This is a genomic window from Streptosporangium sp. NPDC002544 (assembly GCF_040295965.1).
Classification (GTDB): domain Bacteria; phylum Actinomycetota; class Actinomycetes; order Streptosporangiales; family Streptosporangiaceae; genus Streptosporangium.
Genome location: NZ_JBEOWJ010000018.1, coordinates 60,571 through 80,299, shown reverse-complemented (window position 1 = coordinate 80,299; position 19,729 = coordinate 60,571). Strand labels below are relative to the sequence as shown.

The 19,729-nt window shown below is 70.0% G+C and carries 20 protein-coding genes; 14 read left to right on the top strand and 6 right to left on the bottom strand.

Going from position 1 to position 19,729, the window contains the following annotated elements:
- Window positions 1-354: 354 nt before the first annotated feature.
- A complete protein-coding gene (locus tag ABT061_RS26310; RefSeq protein WP_350922657.1) occupies window positions 355-669 on the bottom strand; it encodes a hypothetical protein in 315 nt (104 codons plus the stop codon).
- A gap of 85 nt (window positions 670-754) precedes the next feature.
- Here ABT061_RS26310 and uvrB point away from each other — a divergent pair, with 85 nt between their 5' ends.
- The 3 genes from uvrB (at window position 755) to ABT061_RS26295 (ending at window position 3,597) form a co-directional block, all read left to right on the top strand.
- Window positions 755-2,866: an excinuclease ABC subunit UvrB gene (gene uvrB, locus ABT061_RS26305; RefSeq protein ID WP_350922654.1), complete on the top strand. Its 2,112-nt coding sequence runs from the start codon at window positions 755-757 to the stop codon at window positions 2,864-2,866.
- 159 nt (window positions 2,867-3,025) lie between these two features.
- Window positions 3,026-3,409: a hypothetical protein gene (locus ABT061_RS26300; protein WP_350922652.1), complete on the top strand. Its 384-nt coding sequence runs from the start codon at window positions 3,026-3,028 to the stop codon at window positions 3,407-3,409.
- Window positions 3,406-3,597: a hypothetical protein gene (locus ABT061_RS26295; RefSeq protein ID WP_350922650.1), complete on the top strand. Its 192-nt coding sequence runs from the start codon at window positions 3,406-3,408 to the stop codon at window positions 3,595-3,597. Before ABT061_RS26300 ends, ABT061_RS26295 begins: the two co-directional genes overlap by 4 nt.
- Here the strand turns inward: ABT061_RS26295 and ABT061_RS26290 are convergent.
- The 5 genes from ABT061_RS26290 to ABT061_RS26270 all read right to left on the bottom strand — a co-directional run bounded on the left by ABT061_RS26290 (window position 3,575) and on the right by ABT061_RS26270 (window position 8,041).
- On the bottom strand, window positions 3,575-4,165 hold the full coding sequence (locus ABT061_RS26290) for a Uma2 family endonuclease (RefSeq protein ID WP_350922647.1): 591 nt from the start codon (window positions 4,163-4,165) through the stop codon (window positions 3,575-3,577). The genes ABT061_RS26295 and ABT061_RS26290 overlap by 23 nt on opposite strands.
- Window positions 4,166-4,339: 174 nt before the next feature.
- Entirely contained in the window at window positions 4,340-4,954 is a 615-nt protein-coding gene (locus ABT061_RS26285) for a hypothetical protein (protein ID WP_350922645.1), read from the bottom strand.
- 220 nt (window positions 4,955-5,174) lie between these two features.
- Window positions 5,175-5,774, bottom strand: a complete 600-nt coding sequence (locus ABT061_RS26280; RefSeq protein ID WP_350922643.1) for a DUF4126 domain-containing protein — start codon at window positions 5,772-5,774, stop codon at window positions 5,175-5,177.
- A 261-nt stretch (window positions 5,775-6,035) separates the two neighbouring features.
- Window positions 6,036-7,169 carry an NAD(P)H-dependent flavin oxidoreductase gene (locus tag ABT061_RS26275; RefSeq protein ID WP_350922640.1) on the bottom strand — a complete coding sequence of 378 codons (1,134 nt, stop codon included), beginning with the start codon at window positions 7,167-7,169 and terminating at the stop codon, window positions 6,036-6,038.
- Window positions 7,170-7,261: 92 nt separating this feature from the next.
- The gene (locus ABT061_RS26270; protein WP_350922638.1) at window positions 7,262-8,041 is read right to left on the bottom strand and encodes an acyltransferase; all 780 of its coding nucleotides are present in this window, start codon (window positions 8,039-8,041) and stop codon (window positions 7,262-7,264) included.
- Between the two features lie 156 nt (window positions 8,042-8,197).
- Here ABT061_RS26270 and pyrG point away from each other — a divergent pair, with 156 nt between their 5' ends.
- From pyrG to der, 11 genes are all read left to right on the top strand, one after another.
- Window positions 8,198-9,868 (top strand): CTP synthase, encoded by a 1,671-nt coding sequence (gene pyrG, locus ABT061_RS26265; RefSeq protein ID WP_350922636.1) that lies wholly within the window; start codon window positions 8,198-8,200, stop codon window positions 9,866-9,868.
- Entirely contained in the window at window positions 9,865-10,512 is a 648-nt protein-coding gene (locus ABT061_RS26260; protein ID WP_350922633.1) for an NUDIX domain-containing protein, read from the top strand. Before pyrG ends, ABT061_RS26260 begins: the two co-directional genes overlap by 4 nt.
- 12 nt (window positions 10,513-10,524) lie before the next feature.
- Window positions 10,525-11,451, top strand: coding sequence for a tyrosine recombinase (locus ABT061_RS26255; RefSeq protein WP_350922892.1), 927 nt, complete (start codon window positions 10,525-10,527; stop codon window positions 11,449-11,451).
- A 99-nt stretch (window positions 11,452-11,550) separates the two neighbouring features.
- A complete protein-coding gene (locus ABT061_RS26250; RefSeq protein ID WP_326638505.1) occupies window positions 11,551-12,498 on the top strand; it encodes a ParA family protein in 948 nt (315 codons plus the stop codon).
- A gap of 30 nt (window positions 12,499-12,528) precedes the next feature.
- Window positions 12,529-13,353 carry a segregation and condensation protein A gene (locus ABT061_RS26245; RefSeq protein WP_350922631.1) on the top strand — a complete coding sequence of 275 codons (825 nt, stop codon included), beginning with the start codon at window positions 12,529-12,531 and terminating at the stop codon, window positions 13,351-13,353.
- Complete coding sequence (gene scpB, locus ABT061_RS26240; protein ID WP_350922628.1) at window positions 13,346-13,906, top strand: SMC-Scp complex subunit ScpB; 561 nt, start codon at window positions 13,346-13,348, stop codon at window positions 13,904-13,906. The genes ABT061_RS26245 and scpB overlap by 8 nt, the downstream gene beginning before the upstream one ends.
- A complete protein-coding gene (locus ABT061_RS26235; protein WP_350922626.1) occupies window positions 13,903-15,873 on the top strand; it encodes a pseudouridine synthase in 1,971 nt (656 codons plus the stop codon). The genes scpB and ABT061_RS26235 overlap by 4 nt, the downstream gene beginning before the upstream one ends.
- 82 nt (window positions 15,874-15,955) lie before the next feature.
- Window positions 15,956-16,315: a chorismate mutase gene (aroH, locus tag ABT061_RS26230; protein ID WP_030919183.1), complete on the top strand. Its 360-nt coding sequence runs from the start codon at window positions 15,956-15,958 to the stop codon at window positions 16,313-16,315.
- 34 nt (window positions 16,316-16,349) lie between these two features.
- Complete coding sequence (locus tag ABT061_RS26225; RefSeq protein ID WP_350922624.1) at window positions 16,350-17,423, top strand: prephenate dehydrogenase; 1,074 nt, start codon at window positions 16,350-16,352, stop codon at window positions 17,421-17,423.
- A 160-nt stretch (window positions 17,424-17,583) separates the two neighbouring features.
- Window positions 17,584-18,240 carry a (d)CMP kinase gene (cmk, locus tag ABT061_RS26220; RefSeq protein ID WP_350922621.1) on the top strand — a complete coding sequence of 219 codons (657 nt, stop codon included), beginning with the start codon at window positions 17,584-17,586 and terminating at the stop codon, window positions 18,238-18,240.
- Window positions 18,237-19,667 carry a ribosome biogenesis GTPase Der gene (der, locus tag ABT061_RS26215; RefSeq protein WP_350922619.1) on the top strand — a complete coding sequence of 477 codons (1,431 nt, stop codon included), beginning with the start codon at window positions 18,237-18,239 and terminating at the stop codon, window positions 19,665-19,667. The genes cmk and der overlap by 4 nt, the downstream gene beginning before the upstream one ends.
- Window positions 19,668-19,729 lie beyond the last annotated feature (62 nt).

Here is a 19,729-nt window from a genome sequence, read left to right as displayed (position 1 = left end):
GCCGGGAGGTCACCCGTGCGGCCGACGACAATCCGTTGTACGCACTCCATAGGGCTAGTCAATGAATGGTTACCGGCGTCGATGTCGTATCTCTCCAGTGATCGGGTCCCGCGCCACCCACTGGCTGGCGTTTGGCATGCGCTGCACCTCGTCGCGCCACTCGTCGACGAGCAGCCCGCCTACACCCCCAGCGTGACCACCTCACCGGCGAACCGGTAAGAAACCGTCCCGATCGGACCATACGCCCTAGACAGGGTGAGTCAAGCACTTTCTATGCCCTCACCAGGACAGGAGCACCCCGTGATTCTGCTGTGTGGTGCTGACTGCTCGTTCCTTCGTGTTGTTCTGTTCGCTCTAGTGGCTATCGGCCTCGGCCACCCCGCCCGCGCGAGGGGTCGCGGCGAGGCCTCGGCCGGGCGGCTCGCTCGGCCTGAGCGCGCTGGGCTTGGGCGCGTTCGGTGTGCTCCTGGGCGGCCCGCTCGACGGGCAGCGCGGCGCGAGGCCGATCTCCTCGGTGATCGTGGCCAGCACCTCGCCGCGAACCGGCGTGCGGACGCGGGCTTGGCCGCGAGGGGCTTGGGCGGACCAGGCCAGGCGATCGGCCAGCGCCGCGCCCCGCCCCAGGCGACGACCACTCCCCGTGACGACCACGAGCTCAACCACAGCCAAATAGGCGACAGTTGATTACGCGAGGTCGCCAGAGTGGCACCCCTACGGAGAAGGATTGTCGGTCACGCCGCCTACAGTGGAACAGGTGAGGCCGGTAACAGATTTGCAGCGCAAGGTGGCCCCCTTCGAGGTCGTCACCGACATGACCCCTTCGGGCGACCAGCCCACCGCGATCGCCGAGCTCGAACGGCGCGTCAAGGCGGGTGACAAGGACAACGTCCTGCTGGGCGCCACGGGTACGGGCAAGACCGCCACGGTCGCCTGGCTGATCGAGCGCCTCCAGCGGCCCACCCTGGTCATCCAGCCCAACAAGACGCTCGCCGCGCAGTTCGCCAACGAACTGCGCGAGATGATGCCCAACAACGCGGTCGAGTACTTCGTCTCCTACTACGACTACTACCAGCCCGAGGCATACGTCCCGCAGAGCGACACCTACATCGAGAAGGACTCCTCGATCAACGAGGAGGTCGAGCGGCTGCGCCACTCGGCGACCAACTCGCTGCTGACCCGCCGCGACACGATCGTGGTCGCCTCGGTCTCGTGCATCTACGGCCTGGGCACCCCGCAGGAGTACGTCGACCGCATGGTCAGGCTCAAGGTCGGCCAGGAGATCGAGCGCGACAGCCTGCTCCGCCGCCTCGTCGACATGCAGTACACCCGCAACGACATGGCCTTCACCCGGGGCACCTTCCGGGTGCGCGGCGACACCGTCGAGATCATCCCCAAGTACGAGGAGCTCGCCGTCCGCATCGAGATGTTCGGTGACGAGATCGAGAAGCTCTCGACCATGCACCCGCTGACCGGCGAGGTGATCACCGAGGACACCGAGCTCTACATCTTCCCGGCCTCCCACTACGTCGCGGGCGCCGAGCGGATGGAGAGCGCCGTCCGGGGCATCGAGGCCGAGCTGGCCGAGACACTGGAGACCATGGAGCGCCAGGGCAAGCTCCTTGAGGCCCAGCGGCTGCGCATGCGCACCACCTACGACCTGGAGATGATGCGCCAGATCGGCACCTGCTCCGGCATCGAGAACTACTCGCGCCACATGGACGGCCGCGAGCCGGGCAGCGCGCCCAACACCCTGCTCGACTACTTCCCCGAGGACTTCCTGCTGGTCCTGGACGAGTCCCACCAGACCGTCCCGCAGATCGGCGCGATGTACGAGGGAGACGCCTCCCGCAAGCGCACGCTCGTCGACCACGGCTTTCGCCTGCCGTCCGCGATGGACAACCGCCCGCTGAGGTGGGAGGAGTTCCTGGAGCGGATCGGCCAGACGGTCTACCTGTCGGCCACCCCGGGACCCTATGAGCTGGGCCGCTCCAAGGGCGACGTGGTCGAGCAGGTCATCCGGCCGACCGGCCTGATCGACCCCGAGGTGATCGTCAAGCCGACCAAGTCGCAGATCGACGACCTGATCCACGAGATCCGCACCCGCACCGAGAAGGACGAGCGGGTCCTGGTCACCACGCTGACCAAGAAGATGTCCGAGGACCTCACCGACTACCTGCTGGAGCTCGGCATCCGGGTCCGCTACCTGCACAGCGAGGTCGACACCCTGCGCCGCATCGAGCTCCTGCGCGAGCTGCGGATGGGCGAGTTCGACGTGCTGGTCGGCATCAACCTGCTCCGCGAGGGCCTCGACCTGCCCGAGGTGTCGCTGGTGGCCATCCTCGACGCCGACAAGGAGGGCTTCCTCCGTTCGGAGACCTCCCTGATCCAGACCATCGGCCGCGCGGCCAGAAACGTCTCCGGCCAGGTGCACATGTACGCCGACCGGATCACCCCCTCCATGGAGCGGGCGATCGACGAGACCAACCGCCGCCGGGCCAAGCAGATCGCCTACAACGAGGCCAACGGCATCGACCCGCAGCCGCTCCGCAAGAAGATCGCCGACATCCTCGACTCGCTCAACCGGGAGGATGCCGACACCGCCCAGCTGCTCGGCGGCAGCGGTCGCCAGCAGTCGCGCGGCAAGGCACCCGTCCCCGGTTTCGCGGTCAAGCAGGCGGGCCAGCATGCCAGGGCGATCGCCGGAGAGATGCCCAGGGCCCAGCTGGAGGCGCTGATGGAGTCGCTCACCGAGCAGATGCACCAGGCCGCCGCCGACCTGCAGTTCGAGGTCGCCGCCCGGCTCCGCGACGAGATCAAGGAGCTCAAACGAGAGGTCCGCGACATGCGCGAGGCCGGCGTCTCCTGACACAGGCGTGAACGTGTCCCTCGCCTTCGGAAGCCACCGGTGGCTCACCGCGAGGACGACCCGGGCCAGGAGAACGAGGCGAGGCGGGCGGCCGGGGCGGTGTGAGGCCGGTGTGAAAACGGCTCGCCCGTCGGCGATGCGGCCGGATACGGTTGCGGGATGCGACGATGTGCCGGCTGCGGCTGCTGGGAGTACGGCGGGGCGCCCGGCTGCGACCGGTGCGCGGCGCTGGTCGACCGGATCGTCGAGGACGGCTGGCGGGTGTTCCTCCGGGACCGGTTCGGTGTGGCCGGGCTACCTGCCGAAGAGGAGTCGGCGATCGCCGAGATGGTCGCCGACGAGCCTGACCGGCACGACTGGCGGGTCGTCGACGGCGCCCTCGACCGGCTACCTGCTCCGGCTGCGGGGCCCCGCTGGGCAGGGGGCCACGGGGCTGCCCGCCGTGCGACCTCGCCGACGGCTTCCGCTACTCGGCGATCGAGACCGACCGCCCGAACGTCCCACCCGGCAACGAGCACGCGATCAGGGTCGGCGTCTCGGTGATCCGCGCGGGCCACCGGCAGTCACCACGCGCCCTGCTCGGCTGGCGCCTCGGCCTGCCCGCGCTGCTCGACGGATTCCTCCCCACCACCGCCGAGGCCCAGGCCCTGCGCGCCCGCATCAACACCGGCGCCACATACGACGACCTCGCCGGTCTCTACGCCGACTTCACAAACTTTCCGAACCGATGAACCTACCGAGGTCGAGGTCGATGTCGACCTCGAAGCCGATGTCCGTCTTCAACCGCCTCCGGTGGATGCCCGTCGGGACGTACGCCTTGACGGAGGGTTCCAGTTCGAAGGTGTAGACGACGGGCCTGTCGTCCTCCTGCTCCACGCGCCAGAGATACCTGATCCCGGCGTCGGAGTATTTGATCGGCTTGGTGGTGCGGTCTCGTTCCAGTGACTCGGGGGACACCACCTCGACCACCAGGTGCACGTCCTCCGGCTTGAACGAGGTGGTTCTCAGACTCGTCAACGCCGAACTCGCCACCAGCATGATGTCGGGTTCCGGCCGCTGCCGGAGTCCCAGGGTCACGGTCATCTCCCGAACGACCATGAGGTCGCCTGGGGAGATGAGCGTCCGCTCGAAGAGCGCGATCATGAACATATGAAAGGCGGTCTGTGGCGGCCTCACGATCAGCGCCCCGTCGATCAGTTCGACATGCCGGGGCGAGTTCGGAGGGAGATGATCGAGCATGTCGGCGGTCCAGCCGCCGGTCGGTCCTGGACGGAACCGATCGGGGAAGAGGACTTTCACGCGGCGAACCTCGCCTTCGGCGATACTCCGGAACATGACTTTACGGAGTCATGCTGGCACCTTCGGTAGGCGGGCCGCAGGTCAACCGAGAGCACCGCAGGCGCCGATGGTTTGAGGGCGGTCAGTGCACATCGTCGGAGGCGGGTTTTCCTACCCGGAGGGCTCCGGGATCGGTCAGCGGAGGTCTTCGGGGAGGGAGCGGTTGATCGTGGTGCGTTTGTAGAGCTCGTCGATCTGGTCCAGCGGGTCGGGGGCACGGCGGCGGGCCTCGATCTCCAGGTCGGTGCGGTCCTGGATCTGGTCGATGCCCCCGGCCGAGTGCGCCATCTGGTCGTTGCGCAGGTCGGCCCTGATCCGGGCGCAGGACGTGGTCAGCTTGGCGTGGTGCTCGCGCAGGCGGCCCAGCGCCGTGTGATCGATGTAGGGCGAGACCCGCCGCTCCTGGGCGTAGTGGGCGAGCTGGGCGTCGAGCTGCTCGGCGTGCGCCGCGATCTCTCCCACCAGCTGGGGCAGATCGCCCAGTCCCCACCCGTCGCGCAGCGCGTGGTCCACCGCCTGGCGGGTCAGGGAGACCTCGCGCCGCAGGTCAAGACGCATCCGCTCGGTCTCCGCGGCGTCACCGGTGCCCATCGCGGCCATGTGGGAGGCGACCCGGGTGGAGACGCTCTTGGCCTTCTTCGTGGCCTTCTTGCCGACCTTGACCAGCAGATAGATCCCGACTGCTCCCAGGAGAAGGAAGAACAGCAGGATCACCAGCAGGATCATGAGGAATTCGCCGATCGGAACCACCTCCCCACGGGGGTTGTACGAGATGTTTAGAGCATAGTCCGCACTTTCCCCCCTGGGGGGGCGTCGGGTGGCGCGGGGCCGGCGGGGACGCGGGCGTGATCCGGATGCCGCGGCTTCGTCGCGGACTTGTCGTGTACGTGGGCGGGGGCGTGGTCCGACGGTGAGATCTCATCGGGGGCCTGGGCGGGGCCATCCGCCGTCGTATCCGGCTGATGAAGCCTCATCGCAGGCTCGGATCAACCGCTCGGCTCCGCCTCCGTCGCCGTATTCTGCGGGTCGTCCACCAGGCGAGCAGTGCCAGCCCCGCCACCACCAGGATGACCAGGACTGGCAGGAGGATCGCCACCAGGCTGATGCCCAGTGCCCCGGCGTCCTCGACGGCGCTGACCACGGGCGCGCCCATCCCGGCCGTGGTGGCGTTCACCACGGGCCTGGCGGTCGTCTTCATGATGTGCACGGCCAGCGCGATCCCGATGCCCAGCACCCAGCTGAGCCAGGGATTGTGGCTCATCCAGGTCGAGCCGTCCAGCCGGGCCGCGGCCTCGGTGGCGCTGAAGACGACGCCGCCGGAGGCCGGGCGGACAACGGTCTGGATCATGTCGTTGACGCTGTCGACCACCGGGACCTTGTCGAACACGAACTCCGCCAGGAGCAGCACGCCGATGATCCCGAGCACCCAGCCGTTGGAGAGCCAGGCGAACTCCTGCGGCAGCCGTATCTGGTCTGTGAAGTTGGCGAGCAGGCCGACCACCAGCAGCGGGATGTAGGCGTTGAGCCCGGCCGCGGTGGAGAGCCCAAGGCCCGTCAGTGCCGCGAGCATCGCACCTCCGTTGTCCTCTCTGCTTCCTCCAACGTTTCACGGCGGCTGAGCGATCCCGTTCGGTTCCCTCTCCCGGTATCGCTCCGGTCTCGGTGGCCGCTCCGGTGAGCCGGGAGGGGATACGGAAAGAGTCCATCGGGCGTCACCGAGGCCGAGAAACCCACCGAAACCGGGGCGTGCTGAAACAGCTGAAACAGAGGAGCCCGAGGAGGGGCTGAGGAGGGGAGAGCAGGGGAGAGCAGGGGAGGCTGGGGGAGCCGGTCAGGTGCCGGTGAGGCGGTCGAGGCGCTCGACGGCGGCGGCGAACTCCTCGATCATGTCGTGGACCACCCGGCGGGCCGGTCTGATCTGGTTCATCTGCCCGACGACCTGCCCGACGAAGTAGGTGGCGAGCTCCCCGGCGCCGGGGGAGCCGCTCTCGGCGGCCCTGCCGATCCTGGCCATCGCGCCCTCGGCGAGGAGCATCTGCAGCGGCATCGGCAGCGCGCCCGGACTCTCCGGGGCCCCGTCCCACTCGTCGGTCCAGGCGGATCTCAGCTGCCGGGCGGGCTTGCCGGTCCGCGACCGGGACCGCACGGTGTCGGAGGAGGTGGCGGCCAGCATCTTCTGCTTGACCAGGGGCAGGGTCTCGGCCTCCTCGGTGGTCAGCCAGACCGAACCGCACCACACCCCCTCGGCGCCCAGCGCGAGCGCGGCGGCCATCTGGCGGCCTCCCGCGATGCCGCCGGCCGCCAGCACCGGGACGTCCACCGCGTCCACGACCTGGGGGACGAGCACCATCGTGGAGATCTCGCCGGTGTGGCCACCCGCCTCGGAGCCTTGGGCCACGATCACGTCGGCTCCGGCGGCGACCTGGCGGCGGGCGTGCTCGACGGTACCGACCAGCGCCGCGACCGGCACCCCGGCCTGCCTGGCCTTGGCCGTCATCTCCGGCGGGGGCGGGCCGAGCGCGCTGGCGATGAGGCCGATCGGGTGCTTGAGCGCCACGTCGATCAGCCCGGTGGCGCCCTCACTGGTCACTCGGCGCCCCATCTCGTCGGCGCGGCCGACCATCGCGCCGCTGAGCGTCTCCGCCCCGCCCACCCCGTACTTGCCGAACAGGTGTGCCACGAAGTCCCGGTGCCGCTGGGGGATGTGGTCGGTGAGGCGGGTGCTCCGGTCGCCGGCCGAGGCGTCGATCCTGCCGGGCACGAGCACGTCCACCCCGTACGGGCGGCCGCCGACGCGCTCGTCGATCCAGCTCAGCTCGGTGTCGAGTTGCTCGGGGGAGTAGGCGACGGCGCCGAGCACGCCGAATCCGCCCGCGTTGGTCACCGCGGCGACCACGTCGCGGCAGTGGCTGAAGGCGAAGAGCGGGAACTCGACGCCGAATCTCTCACAGATCGTGGTCCGCATGATGTGACCGTAAGTCGCAGAACCTTGTTCGGTCCAGTGCCGTGATCGGGCGTGGAACCGGGTGGTCGCGATCTCCGTGGCGGAGGGGAGCGTCAGGCGGTGTGGACGGGGTCGGCGGGGGGAGGCGGCACGGCCGGTCCGGCCAGGGCGCCGGTCGGCTCTGCGGTCTCGTCCCCCAGGCCGCCGGAGGTCTCCGGGCCGCCAGGGGTCTCCGAGCCGGGGGCCTCCGCGCCGCCGAGGTGAGGTGGCAGCCAGCCTTCGCCGGGCACGTAGTGGCGTACCACCTTGGCGGGGATGCCCGCGATCACGCTGTGGTCGGGGAACTCCCCGCGCACCACGGCCCCGCCCGCCACCACGCACTGCCTGCCGATCCGGGTGCCCGGCAGGATGATCGCGCCGGTGCCCAGCCACGATCCCGACCCGATGGAGACGGGGTTGTTGCGCGGCCACTGACGGCCGATCGGCATCTCGGGGTCGTCGTAGACGTGGTTCTGGTCGGTGATGTAGACGTACGGGCCGGTGAAGACGTGGTCGCCGATGTCTATCGACTGGTGGCCCACGATGTGGCTGCCCCGGCCGATGGAGCAGCTTCCGCCGATCCGTACGATCGAGTTCGGGCCCAGGTCCACCCCGGGACCCATGCCCGCGGAGATGGAGACCCGCTCGCCGATCAGGGTGTGGTCGCCGATCTCGATCCAGGCCTCGCCGAAGACGGCCCCGACCGGGAACGACAGGCAGGCGCCCTCGCCGAGGCGCCGGAACCGGTATCCGGCAGGGCTGGCGGGGCTGACGGCGCCGGCCGCGCGGACCGCCGCCCAGAGTCGGTGGATCAGGCTGCCCACAGCACGCCGTACCACCCCACGAAGTGACATAACGGATCAAGTTACTGCTTGGTTAGGTTTGGTGGGAATGCGGGTGGGGGTTGTTCGGGCACTTCGCCGGTGCCGTTTGATATTCTGAGAGCCCGTGGACCTGTAGGCCATTCACAAGGGTGTGCCGACTGATCTTCAACGACCACGGGAGTCTTCTTGCGCAGCGCCGCACACACCAAACATCTGTTCGTCACAGGCGGCGTCGCCTCCAGTCTGGGTAAGGGACTGACGGCGTCAAGCCTCGGGCGTCTTCTCAAGCTGCGCGGCCTGCGGGTCACCATGCAGAAGCTCGACCCCTATCTCAATGTCGACCCCGGCACCATGAATCCGTTCCAGCACGGTGAGGTCTTCGTCACAGACGACGGCGCCGAGACCGACCTCGACGTCGGCCACTACGAGCGGTTCCTCGACACCGAACTGCACGGCTCGGCCAACGTGACCACCGGTCAGGTCTACTCCAACGTCATCGCCAAGGAGCGACGCGGCGAGTATCTCGGCGACACCGTGCAGGTCATCCCGCACATCACCAACGAGATCAAGGACCGTATCCGGTCGATGGCCGGCCCCGACGTGGACGTGGTCATCACCGAGGTCGGCGGCACCGTGGGCGACATCGAGTCGCTGCCCTTCCTGGAGGCCGTCCGCCAGGTCCGCCACGAGGTCGGCCGCGACAACGTGTTCTTCCTGCACGTCTCGCTGCTGCCGTACATCGGGCCGAGCGGAGAGCTGAAGACCAAGCCGACCCAGCACTCGGTCGCCGCGCTGCGCAGCATCGGCATCCAGCCCGACGCGATCGTCCTGCGCTCCGACCGCCCGGTCACGAACGCGATCAAGCGCAAGATCAGCCTCATGTGCGACGTCGACGAGGACGCGGTCGTCTCCGCCGCCGACGCCGCCAGCATCTACGACATCCCCAAGGTGCTGCACGCGGAAGGCCTGGACGCCTACGTGGTGCGCCGCCTCGGCCTGCCCTTCAGGGACGTCGACTGGAAGGAGTGGGAGCAGCTCCTGCGCCGGGTGCACCGCCCGGCCAACGAGGTCACGATCGCGCTCGTCGGCAAGTACATCGACCTGCCCGATGCCTACCTGTCGGTCACCGAGGCGCTGCGCGCGGGCGGTTTCGCCAACGACGCCCGCGTCAACATCCGCTGGGTGAAGAGCGACGACTGCGAGACCCCCGAGGGCGCGGCCCGCGAGCTCGACGGCGTCGACGGCGTCCTGGTCCCGGGCGGTTTCGGGGTGCGCGGCATCGAGGGCAAGGTCGGCGCGATCCGGCACGTCAGGGAGAACAAGATCCCGCTGCTCGGCATCTGCCTGGGCATGCAGTGCATGGTCATCGAGGCGGCCCGCAACCTCGCGGTCATCGAGGACGCCGGCAGCACCGAGTTCGACGAGGAGACCACCCACCCGGTCATCTCCACCATGGCCGACCAGCAGGACGTCGTCTCCGGCGAGCGCGACATGGGCGGCACCATGCGGCTGGGCCTCTACCCGGCCAGGCTCGGTGAGGGCACCCTCGCCCGCCAGCTGTACGGCATGGCGAAGGTCGACGAGCGCCACCGCCACCGCTACGAGGTCAACAACTCCTACCGCGAGCAGCTGGAGAAGGTCGGCATGGTCTTCTCGGGCCTCTCACCGGACGGCCGCCTGGTGGAGTACGCCGAGCTGCCCACCGATCTCCACCCCTTCTTCATCGGCACCCAGGCGCACCCGGAGTTCCGCTCCCGGCCGACCCGCGCGCATCCGCTGTTCAAGGGCCTGATCGGCGCCGCCCTGACGTACGCGGAAACCCGTGGCACCGTCGCCAGGGCCGGGCGGGGCAAGTGAGCGACACGCGAGGGGGGCGGAGCGAGGACGTCCTGGAGGTCCTGGACGTTCCCGAGGAGTGGAAGGTCACCTCCTCCACCGAGCACTTCCGCGCCCGGGTCATCACCGCCGTCACCGACGCGGTGGTCATGCCGGAGGGCGATGTCGTCAACCGTGACTACGTGGTCCACCCCGGCTCCGTGGCCGTCGTCGCCCTCGACGACCGGGAGCGGGTCCTGATGATCCGCCAGTACCGCCACCCCGTCAGGCGGCTGCTGTGGGAACTGCCCGCGGGGCTGCGCGACGTCCACGGAGAGTCCCTGCAGGCGGGGGCGGCCCGCGAGCTCGCCGAGGAGGCGGGCTACCGGGCGGGCACCTGGCACACCCTGGTCGACGCCTTCATCTCGCCGGGAATGACCGATGAGCGCACCCGGATCTTCCTCGCCAGGGACATCGCTCCCATTCCCGAGGGGGAGCTGGACTTCGTCCACCGGCATGAGGAGGCCGACATGCCGGTGGTCTGGATTCCCCTGTCCGACGCGGTTCGGCGTGCCATGGCGGGAATGATCCACAATTCCCAAGCCGTGGCCGGTATTCTCGCCGCATACGCCGCTTCGGCGGATGGATTCGCCTCGCTGCGGCCCGCCGACGCACCGGAGGCATGACAGGAGGACACCCTGAGCGAGACGGAGGCCGTCCTCTTGCGCTACCTCGCCCACCTGGCGGGGGAGCGGGGCCTGGCAGCCAACACACTGGCCTCCTACCGCCGTGACCTTCTGCGATACGTGGAGCACCTCAAGCACCGCGGCCGCGTCACTTTCGCCGAGGTCGCCGAGGGCGACGTCGCCGCCTTCGTGGCGGCACTCAGGGAGGGCGACGGGGAGCATCAGGCCCTCGTCGCCGCCTCGGCGGCGCGGGCCGTCTCCGCGGTGCGCGGGCTGCACCGCTTCGCGCTGAGCCAGGGCCTCTGCCGCCATGACCCCGCCCGCGAGGTGCGCCCGCCGCGCCAGCTCAGGCGGCTGCCCAGGGCGATCAGCGTCCGCGACGTGGAGCGACTGATCGCCGCCTCCGGGCCCGACGGCGCCCCTCTCACCCTGCGCAACCGGGCACTGCTCGAACTGCTGTACGGCACCGGCGCGCGTATCTCCGAGGCCGTCGGGCTCACCGTCGACGACGTCGAGTTGGGGGCGGAGGCCCAGCGGGTGCGGCTGCGGGGTAAGGGCGGGCGCACCCGGCTGGTGCCCCTGGGCGACTTCGCGGGGGAGGCGCTGGGCGCCTACCTCACCCGTGCCCGCCCCCGCATCGCCTCCCACGGCCGCGGCACCTCGGGGCTCTTTCTCAACGCCAGGGGTGGCCGGCTCACCCGGCAGGGGGCCTGGGAGGTCCTCCAGGGCGCCGCCGAGCGCGGCGGGCTCGAAGGAGTGTCGCCACATATGTTGCGACATTCGTTCGCAACCCACCTCCTTGACGGCGGTGTGGACGTTAGGGTGGTTCAGGAACTACTCGGCCACGCCTCGGTGACCACCACCCAGGTGTACACACAGGTCACGGTCGACAGGCTCCGGGAGGTCTATGCCGTGGCGCATCCGCGCACGCGGGATTGACCTTCCTTATGTCCGGGCGTGCCGCCTTGCCGCATACGTGTTGACGCCATAGTGTCCGTCCGGACGGTCCGGTTAGAGGCCGTCAGGGAGGTTCGACTGGTGACTGTGACCACCGACGGTTCTATCCGGGGAGCGGCCCCGGCAAACCCCGAGAATCCCTGGGGCGACACCAAGACCGCCGGGACCCCTCGCAGTGGGGGAGTCCTCGGCCCGACCGGGCGTCCCCGCCCCGTTTTCCCCGACCCGCCCCCTCGCACCGTGCACGGACCGGCGAGGGTCGTCGCCATGGTCAACCAGAAGGGCGGCGTCGGCAAGACGACCACCACGATCAACCTGGGCGCCGCGCTGGCGGAGGCCGGGCTCAAGGTTCTGCTGGTCGACTTCGACCCGCAGGGCGCCCTCTCGGTCGGCCTCGGGATCAACCCCCTCCAGCTCGACCTGACGGTCTACAACCTCCTCATGGAGCGGCAGATCACGGCCAGGGACGTGCTGCTGGAGACCGGCGTCGAGGGCATGGACCTGCTGCCCAGCAACATCGACCTGTCGGCCGCCGAGGTCCAGCTCGTCACGGAGGTCGCCCGCGAGCAGGTGCTCGGCCGGGTCATCAAGCCCCTCCTGCCCGAGTACGACGTCTGCCTGATCGACTGCCAGCCCTCCCTGGGACTGCTCACGATCAACGCGCTGGCCTGCGCGCACGGCGTCATGGTGCCGCTGGAGTGCGAGTTCTTCGCGCTGCGCGGTGTCGCGCTGCTCATGGACACCATCATCAAGGTCCAGGAGCGCATCAACGACGAGCTGGTCATCGAGGGCCTGCTCGCCACCATGTACGACGCGCGCACCCTGCACGGCCGCGAGGTGCTGGCCCGGGTCGTCGAGGCGTTCGACGACAAGGTCTACCACACAGTGATCAACCGGACGGTTCGCTTCCCCGACGCGACCGTGGCCGGTGAGCCCATCACCAGCTTCGACTCCTCCTCGCTCGGCGCCAGCGCGTACCGCGAGCTCGCCAGGGAAGTTCTTGCCAGGTGGGCCGCGCTGGAGCGATGATCCCACCTGCCGGTACGGGACAATGGAGGGATGACCGAGCAGCCGAAGACCACCGATGACACCTTCAAGGTGCATCTGGAGGTCTTCGAAGGCCCTTTCGACCTCCTGCTCGGTCTGATCTCCAAGCACAAGCTGGACATCACCGAGGTCTCGCTCAGCCAGGTCACCGACGAGTTCATCTCCTATATCCGGGCCAGGGGCCCGGAGTGGGATCTGGACCAGACGAGCCATTTCCTGCTCGTCGCGGCGACCCTGCTCGACCTCAAGGCGGCCAGGCTGTTGCCCGCCGGCGAGGTGGACGACGAGGAGGACCTGGCCCTTCTGGAGGCCCGCGACCTGCTCTTCGCCCGCCTCCTGCAGTACCGGGCCTACAAGGAGGTCGTCAAGGTCTTCTCCGCCAGGATGGCCGAGGAGGCGCTGCGCTTCCCGCGTACCGTGCCGATGGAGGCCGAGTTCGCGGGCCTGCTGCCCGAGCTGATCCTCGGCATCGGCCCCGACCGCCTCGCTGAGATCGCCCGGCGGGCCTTCGCCCCCAAGGTGCCCCCGTCGGTTTCCGTGGCCCACATCTACCAACCACTCGCCAATGTCCGCGATCAGGCGGTTATCCTTGTCGAGCGGCTGCGGCGGTTACGCCGGGCGACCTTCCGGGCACTCACCTCCGACTGCGCCGGCACCTTCGAGATCGTCGCCCGTTTCCTGGCGGTCCTGGAGCTCTACCGGGAGGCGGCCGTCTCCTTCGAGCAGATCGAGCCTCTCGGGGAGTTGCACGTGACCTGGACCGGCAGTGACGACGGTGACGTCGCCGTGGCCGACGACTACGACGAGACCCCGAAGAGAGAACCAGCCGATGACTGACGTGGCATCCGAGCCTGACCTGCGCGCCGGGCTGGAGGCCATCCTGCTGGTGGTCGACGAGCCCGTCGCCGAGGTGACCCTCGCCCAGGTGCTGGAGCGGCCCGTCCACGAGGTCGGCAGGGTGCTCCGGGAACTCTCGGCGGAATACACCGAAGCCGGGCGGGGTTTCGACCTGAGAGAGGTCGCGGGCGGCTGGCGTTTCTACACGCGGGCCGAGTGCGCCTCACTCGTGGAGCGGTTCGTCCGCGACGGCCAGCAGACGCGTCTGACCCAGGCCGCGCTGGAGACCCTGGCCGTGGTCGCCTACCGGCAGCCGGTGAGCCGGGCCCGGGTGGCGGCCATCCGCGGTGTCAACAGCGACGGTGTCATGCGCACGCTGGTGACGAGGGGGCTGGTCGAGGAGGCCGGCACCGAACCGGAGAGCCAAGCCGTGCTCTACCGGACAAGTTCGTATTTTCTCGAGAGGATTGGCCTGCGGGGGCTCGACGAGCTTCCAGAACTGGCGCCTTTCCTGCCCGACGACATGGAATCCCTAGAGGAGCAGAAGCAGTGAACAACAGCCGTAGTACCCCGTCCGGTGATGGACGCGGTCAAGGCCGTGGCGGAGCCCCGCGCGGTGGCAATCCCCGTGGGGGCTCGCAGTCCGGTGGATTCCGGGGCGGTTCCTCCCGAGGCGGATCCTCGTCGGGCGGCTCCCGTGGTGGTTCGCAGGGCGGTTACCGTGCCGATGGTCCGCGTCGGGATGATCGCGGTGGTTTCCGCGCCGAGCGTGATGGCTCGCGCAGCTCGTCCGGCAGGTCCTCGGGTGGTTTCCGGTCCGACGGCCCGCGTCGTGACGACCGTGGTGGTTCGCAGGGCGGTTTCCGCGCGGACGGTCCGCGCCGGAATGATCGCGGTGGTTCGCAGGGCGGTTACCGTGCCGATGGTCCGCGTCGTGACGACCGTGGTGGTTTCCGTGCCGATGGTCCGCGTCGTGACGACCGTGGTGGTTTCCGCGCCGAGCGTGATGGTTCGCGTAGTTCGTACGGGAGTAGGCCTTCGGGGGGTTCGCAGGGCGGTTACCGTTCGGACGGTCCGCGCCGCGATGACCGTGGTGGTTTCCGCGCCGATGGTCCGCGTCGTGATGACCGTGGTGGTTTCCGCGCCGAGCGTGATGGTTCGCGTAGTTCGTACGGGAGCAGGCCCTCGGGTGGTTCGCAGGGCGGTTACCGTTCGGACGGTCCGCGCCGCGATGACCGTGGTGGTTTCCGCGCCGATGGTCCGCGTCGGGATGATCGCGGCGGCTCGTCGTTCGGCGGGTCCCGCGACGGCTCGCGGAGCCGGTACGGCAGGTCCTCCGAGGGCTCCCAGGGCGGCTACCGCTCCGACGCTCCGCGCCGTGAGGACCGTGGCGGTCCGTCGTTCGGCGGGTCCCGCGACGGTTCGAGGAGCGATTTCCGGTCCGATGCCCCGCGCCGTGACGACCGTGGTGGTTCGCAGGGTGGTTTCCGCGCGGACCGGGACGGCTCGCGCGGCAGGCCCGGCGCAGACCGAGGGCGCGGCGGCGCGCCCGCCGGTGGTTCCCGTGCCCGCTTCGGCAGGACCGGCCGCCGGGACGACATCCAGACGATCGGCGGCGACCGCGCCGGGGCGTACGGCGAGCGTCGTGCCCCCGCCGGCCGCGCTCCGGAGGCGAAGGCCCCGCTGCGGCCCGGCACGATCGCGAACGACCGGTTCAAGACCGCCCGCCAGCCCAAGCGTGACTCCGACTTCTACGACCGTGACTACGTCGACGAGCGCGACACCACCGAGGTCCCTGACGGCGTCCGGCTGCAGAAGGTCCTCGCCCAGGCGGGCGTCGCCAGCCGCCGGGCCTGCGAGGACATGATCGGCGACGGCAGGGTGACCGTCGACGGCCAGGTGGTCCGCCGCTTCGGCGCCCGGGTCGACCCCGCCAAGCAGGTCATCCACGTCGACGGCAAGCGCCTGCCGACGATGCCCGACCTGGTCTACTTCGCGATCAACAAGCCGATCGGCGTCGTCAGCACCATGTCCGACCCGGACGGCCGCCCCTCGCTGGCCGACTTCGTGGCCGACCGCACCGAGCGCCTGTTCCACGTGGGCCGTCTCGACACCGAGACCGAGGGCCTGATCCTGCTCACCAACGACGGCGAGCTGGCCAACAGGCTCACCCACCCGAGCTACGGCGTGCAGAAGAAGTACTGGGCCAAGGTCCCCGGCCGGATCGAGCGTGATCTCGGCCGCCGGCTGAAGAAGGGCATCGAGCTGGAGGACGGCCTGGCCAAGGCCGACTCCTTCACCCTGGTCCAGGAGCACGGCCAGCAGGCCCTGGTCGAGATCGTCCTGCACGAGGGCCGCAAGCACATCGTCCGCCGCATGCTGGAGGAGGTCGGGCACCCGGTCATCGACCTGGCCCGTATCGAGTTCGGCCCGGTCAAGCTCGGCCGCCTCAAGCCGGGCACTCTCCGCGCGCTGACCCTCGCGGAGGTCGGGGAACTCTACGCCGCGGTCGGGTTGTAGCCTTCCCTGACACGCACGTTCAGGACGCGCCGGATCACCCCCTCGGGGGTGGTCCGGCGCGGGTGGATATGGAGGAACGACGATGGTGCGGGCGATCCGCGGTGCGATTCAGGTCGAGGCGAACGACCGGGACGCGATCCTGTCCGGAGTCACCGAACTGGTCACGGAGGTGATGGGACGCAACCGGCTCACCACCGAGGACGTGATCAGTGTGATCTTCACGGCCACGCCCGATCTCACCGCCGAGTTTCCCGCCTTGGCCGCCCGCAAGCTCGGTTTCCACGACGTCCCGTTGATCTGCGCTTCCGAGATCGACGTGCCGGGCGCCCTGCCCCGTGTGGTGCGGCTGATGGCCCATGTCGAGGTCGACCGGCCCCGCCAGGAGGTCCAGCACGTCTACCTGCGCGGCGCGGTCGCACTTCGGGTGGACATCGCGCAATGAGTCCTTTAGGCATCATGATCTCGGGGGAGTGGGTGTGAGCGGTCTGGAGAGCGTCCTGGTCGTCGGTACGGGGCTGATCGGCACCTCGATCGCCCTGGCGCTGCGCGAGCAGGGCGTCGCCGTCCACCTGGCCGACCGAGACGAGGGCTCCCTGCGGCTGGCACGCGAGCTGGGCGCCGGAGTGGAGTGGGCCGAGGGCGTGCGGGTGGACGTCGCGGTCATCGCGGTCCCGCCCCATGCGGTCGCGGGGCGGCTCGCCGCCCTCCAGAAGGCCGGCGTGGCCCGTTTCTACACGGACGTGGCCAGCGTCAAGGCCCTTCCGCTCCGGGAGGCCGCGAGCCTCGGCTGCGACCTGACGAGCTACGTCGCCGGGCACCCGCTCGCCGGCCGTGAGCGCTCCGGGCCCGCCGCGGCGCGGGCCGACATCTTCCTCGGGCGCCCGTGGGCGCTCTGCCCGACCGAGGAGACCTCGCCCGACGCGGTGGAGGCCATGTACGGCCTCGTCAAGCTCTGCGGCGGCGAGGCGGTCAGGGTCGGCGCCGAGGAGCATGACAGGGCCGTCGCGGTCGTCTCGCACGCCCCCCACGTGACCGCCTCCGCGGTGGCCGCCCGTCTCGCGGACGCGCCGGCCACCGCGCTCGGCCTGGCCGGGCCGGGGGTGCGCGACGTCACCCGCATCGCGGCGGGCGACCCGAGGCTGTGGACCGGGATCCTGTCGGGCAACGCGCTGCCGGTGGCCGAGGTGCTGGAGGCGGTGGCGGCCGACCTGGTCGCCGCGGCCGCCGCGCTCAGGGAGGCCGCCGATCCCGAGGCCATGGCCCGCGTCACCGAGCTGCTGTACCGGGGCGTCACGGGCACCGGCAGGATCCCCGGCAAGCACGGAGGTCCCGCGCGCGCCTACGCGACGGTCCAGGTCATCATCGGTGACCGCCCCGGCGAGCTGGCCCGGCTGTTCCAGGTGGCCAAGGAGGCGGGCGTCAACATCGAGGACGTCCGGCTTGAGCACGCCCCCGGCCTGCCGCTGGGCGCCGCCGATCTCTCGGTGCAGCCGGAGGCGGTGCCGAGGCTGTCCGAGGCCCTGCGCGCGCACGGCTGGCACCTGCCGTAGGCGCCTGCCGCACTCCGTGCCCGGACCGTCATGATCGTCTGGGACGGTCCGCCGCAGGGTCCACCCCCTGCGGCGGCCCGTTCGCTCGATGCGCGGTTCCTGCCCGGCTCCCGGTAGCCTCGTACGGACAACTGAAGCGGGCTGCAAGGGAGAAGGCGTCGTGACCGGACTGGTCGTCGCCATGGACGGTCCTTCGGGATCGGGCAAGTCGAGCGCGTCACGAGGGGTGGCGCGGGCGCTGGGGCTGCGTTATCTCGATACCGGGGCGATGTACCGGGCGATCACCTGGTGGATGCTCCAGCGGGGCGTCGACCTCGCCGACCCCGAGGCGATCGCGGCCGGGGCGATCGACCCGATCCTCACCCTGGGCACCGACCCCGACGCCCCCACGGTGGCGGTCGACGGCGTCGACGCCGCCGGGCCGATCCGCACCGCCGAGGTCACCGCGGCCGTCTCGGCGGTCAGCGCGGTGCCCGAGGTACGGCGCCGCCTGGTGGCCGAGCAGCGCGAGATCATCGGTTCCGGCGGCATCGTCGTCGAGGGCCGTGACATCGGCACGGTCGTGGCGCCCGACGCGGTGGTCAAGATCTACCTGACCGCGAGCGCGGACGCCAGGGCGCTGCGTCGTACGGCGGAGCTCACCGGCACCACGGTGGAGGCACAGCGGGCCGCGATGGCCCGCCGGGACACCCTTGACTCGACCAGGAAGGCAGACCCGCTGGCGAAGGCGGCCGACGCCGTCGAACTCGACACCACGGCGCTGAACCTCGAAGAGGTCATCGCCGAAATACTGCGTGTGATTAAGGAAAAGGCGTGACCGGGGAATACGACGACGACAACGGCTGGATCGACGCGGAGCTCGCCGATTCAGGGACCGATTACAGCTCTCAGGAGGCGGGGCCGGACACCGCCCCGCAGCCGGTCGTGGCCGTGGTGGGCCGCCCCAACGTGGGCAAGTCCACACTGGTCAACCGGATCATCGGCCGCCGCGAGGCGGTCGTGGAGGACGTGCCGGGGGTGACCCGCGACCGGGTCACCTACGACGCCACCTGGCGCGGGCGCCGGTTCACGGTGGTCGACACCGGCGGGTGGGACCCCGACGCGACCGGGATGGCGCTGAAGATCGCCGAGCAGGCCCAGGTGGCGGCCGAGCTGGCCGATGTGATCCTGTTCGTGGTCGACGCCGTGGTGGGCGTGACCGACGCGGACGAGATCGTCGGCCATGTGCTGCGCGGGTCGGGCAAGCCGGTCATCCTCGCCGCCAACAAGGTCGACAACCAGCAGATGGAGCTGGAGGCGGCCGGGCTCTGGTCTCTCGGCCTGGGTGAGCCGCAGCCGGTCTCCGCGCTGCACGGCCGCTCCAGCGGTGACCTGCTGGACGTGATCCTCGAAAAGCTGCCGGACACGCCCGAGCAGCGGTTCGGCGCCGAGCGCGGGCCGCGCCGGGTCGCCCTGGTCGGCAAGCCCAACGTGGGCAAGTCCTCGCTGCTGAACCAGCTCGCCGGCCAGGAGCGGGTGCTCGTCGACCCGATGGCGGGCACCACCCGCGACCCGGTGGACGAACTGGTCGAACTCGGCGGTAAGACCTGGCGCTTCGTCGACACCGCCGGCATCCGGCGGCGTGACCGCGAGCTCAAGGGCGCCGACTTCTACGCGAGCATGCGTACCAGGGCCGCGCTGGAGCGCTCGGAGATCGCGGTGGTGCTCATCGACGCCAGCGAGGTGCTGACCGAGCAGGACCTGCGGATCATCTCGCTGGTGATCGAGTCCGGCCGGTGCATGGTCGTGGCGTTCAACAAGTGGGACCTGCTGGACGAGGACCGCCGCTACTACCTGGAAAAGGAGATCGACCGCCAGCTCGTTCGCGTGCCGTGGGCACTGCGGGCCAACATCTCCGCCAAGACCGGCTGGCACGTCGACCGGCTCGTCCCGGCGATCGAGAAGGCGCTCGACTCCTGGTCGACCCGGGTGCCCACCGCCCGCCTCAACGCCTTCCTGACCGACCTGGTCGCGGCCACCCCGCCGCCGGTCCGCAGCGGCAAGCAGCCCAAGATCCTCTTCGCCACCCAGGCGTCGACGGAGCCGCCGAAGTTCGTGCTGTTCACCTCGGGCTTCCTGGAGGAGACCTACCGCCGCTTCATCGAGCGCCGGATCCGCGAGGAGTTCGGCTTCGCCGGATCGCCCATCGAGGTCACCATGAAGATCCGCGAGAAGCGGCAGGGGCAGGGGCAGAAGAAGAAGTAAGGGACCCCATCACGAACGGCCCGGCCCGCGCCGGGCCGTTCGTTGTTTCCGGGCCCTGCCGG